Source organism: Armatimonas sp. (assembly GCF_031410135.1).
Taxonomy (GTDB): domain Bacteria; phylum Armatimonadota; class Armatimonadia; order Armatimonadales; family Armatimonadaceae; genus Armatimonas.
This window is the reverse complement of sequence record NZ_JANNYP010000702.1, coordinates 1-2,732: the sequence shown is the minus strand read 5'-3', so window position 1 is coordinate 2,732 and position 2,732 is coordinate 1. Positions and strand designations below refer to the sequence as shown.

Here is a 2,732-nt window from a genome sequence, read left to right as displayed (position 1 = left end):
TTCAAATTTGTCTTTGATTTGTTGTACAATTTCTTGGGAGTTGGGGGTCATGACAGTCTCCTGGCGTTATTTTTGTGGTACAGACATTATGCCTGAAACTGCCCCCCCAACTCCTTCAACCAAAATGAGTCACACCCAATTGATTTCCAAAACTTACTCAGTACAAATTTTTATCGAGAGCTTACAAAACAAGAAATAGAATCTTTACAACGTGTCACTTTTAATTTTTAGTAATCATTCCTGGAAAGCCTCATGACCGAGCTTCTCCGCGTTGCTCGTGCCGCACAAGCCGCCTTTGCTGCGGGCGAGTCGGCGATTCTGGCGACGGTGATCCGTGTGGGGGGCTCGACCTACCGCCGTCCCGGTGCGCGGATGCTGCTCACCGAGGCGGGCTGGGTGGCGGGCTCGATCAGCGGTGGGTGCCTGGAGACCGACGTGCTTCAAAAAGCCTGGTGGCGTACAGAAAACGGCTCTACGCGCGTGGTTTATGACTCGACCCAAGAGGACGAAGACATCGAATGGGGCTTTGGGCTGGGCTGCAACGGCGTGGTTGAGGTCTTGCTGGAGCGCCTCACGGAGACGACTGTCGCGCACCTCGCCCGGCTGGAGCGCTGGCAGACGGAGCGCACCGTGGGAGTGCTCGCCACGACCGGTGAGGGCAAGCGCCTCGCGCTGGAGCACAATGGGCAGTTCTGGGGCGAGGAGTCGCTGCTGGCCGGAGCGCAAGAGGTCCTCACGAATTGCCAGTCGTTCTGGCGCGACGAGACGTTCTACGAATATATCGTCCCCTCCCAGCGTTTAGTTATCTTTGGTGCGGGCCACGATGTCATGCCGCTGGCCAAAATCGCCACAGAGCTACTGGGCTGGCAGGTCATCGTTGTGGACAGCCGCTCACTCACGCTCCACCCCGAGCGCTTCCCCGGTGCAAGTGTCGTGCAGAGCTTCCCCATCCACACCCTGGAGCCTACCGATGCCGTCGTACTCATGACCCACAGCTTCAGCGCTGACCAAGAGCTTCTGCCACTCGTTCTTCAATCGTCGGTTGGCTACCTAGGCCTGCTCGGCCCCCGCCGCCGCACCGAGCGCCTCTTAGAAACACTTCCCCCGTCGGACGGGGGCCAGGGGGTTGGCAGAATTCATGCCCCCCTCGGCCTCGACATCGGCGCAGACAACCCGGAAGAGATCGCGCTGGCACTGGTCGCCGAGATTCGCGCCTGGTCAGCGGGCCGTAGCGGTGGGCCGCTCACACTGCGCGAGGGGCCAATCCATTGAAAATTGCAGTTGTGGTGCTCGCCGCCGGGGCTTCAATGCGCCTGGGACAGCCCAAGCAGCTCCTACCCTACCAAGGCAAGACACTTCTGCGATATGCGGTGGAGACGGCGCTCTCTGTCGGTCCCGTCACGGTCGTGCTGGGCGCACATGCGGAGCAGATTGCGCCGACTCTGAATAGTCTGCCAGTGACGATTATCCTTGCGGAGGATTGGCAAGAAGGCATGGCGGCCTCACTAAGGGCAGGAATCACCGCCGTTGCAGACTGTGATGCCGCGCTAGTGATGCTCTGTGACCAGCCTCTGGTCACGACGAAGCTGCTTGCGGCGCTTCTTCACGCGTGGGAGCCCGGAAGCATCGTCGCATCGGACTACGGCGAGGCGCTTGGGCCGCCGTGTGTCTTTGACCACGCTTACTTCCCTGAGCTTCTCGCCCTCACCGGCGACTCCGGGGCGCGCAAGCTCCTCAATAAATACCCCTGCCGCACGGTGGCCTTCCCCGGCGGCAGGGTAGATGTAGATACGCTTACGGACTGGCAGGGGCTGTAACCTCTCCCCTAGCCCCTCTCCCGGGCGTTCGTACCTCACTGGGAAAGGGGAAAATCCACCCGCTAACTCCCTCCTTTCCCAGCGAAGAATGAGCGCCCGGGAGAGGAGGGCTGGGGAGGAGAGGTTACAACAACGCCAGCACAGCAGGATTGACCCAGGCTTGATCGTGGAAGCGCTCGCCCCAGGTGCGTGGGGTGACAGCGAAGTACTCGTGTAGGGTCTCGTCCTCGACGAAACGTAGCTCTTTTCGGAGGTTGGCACGGACGGTGGTGTCGGCACCGTGATCGAGCAGGAGCTGGGCCATGGCCGTACCCTTTCGGCCACAGCGGTAGGGCTGTGAGACAGCACAGCCAAACAGCGCAGTGTGCCCCCCGAAACCATCAGAGTCAATCGCAGCGTGTGCATTGACATCCGCGCCGTTTTCCAGAAGCCACTTTGCGACGTCGTAGGTATCGTCATCCACGGCGAGATGGAGCAGCGTTCCGCCTGCCAGAGGTGTCCCATGAAGTGCGAGCGTGTGGTCCATGTGGCAGCCCAGCTCGGGTGAGTAGATTTCTTCGTGGGCGAACTGCCGGGTGAGTACGTTCGGGTCGCGCTGGACGTGGGCGGCTAGTAAGTCTAGTCGTCCCTGGTGCACGGCAAAGACCGCTGTATCGGGGAGAGCATAGCCGTGGCTTTCGAAGATCTCCAAACAGCCGTGCTTGCCTTCGGGGTAGCGCGAGTAGGTTTCCAGCACGAGGCCCAGCGGAGCCAGTCGGTCGCCGTGCTCATCTACCAGCTCCGCGCCCAGCTCCAGCTGGAGCGCTAACCCCACCGCGCTGAGTGTCTCACACGGCCCCATTACAGAGCCGGGTTGCGGGCGTGCACCCATGGAGTGCAGCAGTCGCGCGGTGTCGAGCTTGCTACGAAGGCAGG

Annotated in this window: 3 protein-coding genes and 1 pseudogene; 3 read left to right on the top strand and 1 reads right to left on the bottom strand. The window is 61.1% G+C overall.

Annotation, left to right across the window (positions count from 1 at the left end):
* The 3 genes from RMO15_RS25700 to RMO15_RS25690 all read left to right on the top strand — a co-directional run.
* A partial coding sequence (locus tag RMO15_RS25700) for a hypothetical protein (protein ID WP_309719475.1) occupies positions 1-199 on the top strand: 199 nt, incomplete at its 5' end.
* A gap of 53 nt (positions 200-252) precedes the next feature.
* Entirely contained in the window at positions 253-1,272 is a 1,020-nt protein-coding gene (locus RMO15_RS25695) for an XdhC family protein (protein WP_309719472.1), read from the top strand.
* Entirely contained in the window at positions 1,269-1,817 is a 549-nt protein-coding gene (locus tag RMO15_RS25690) for a nucleotidyltransferase family protein (protein WP_309719469.1), read from the top strand. The genes RMO15_RS25695 and RMO15_RS25690 overlap by 4 nt, the downstream gene beginning before the upstream one ends.
* Before the next feature lie 124 nt (positions 1,818-1,941).
* Here the strand turns inward: RMO15_RS25690 and RMO15_RS25685 are convergent.
* A pseudogene (locus RMO15_RS25685) lies at positions 1,942-2,732 on the bottom strand (ankyrin repeat domain-containing protein); the annotation flags it as partial.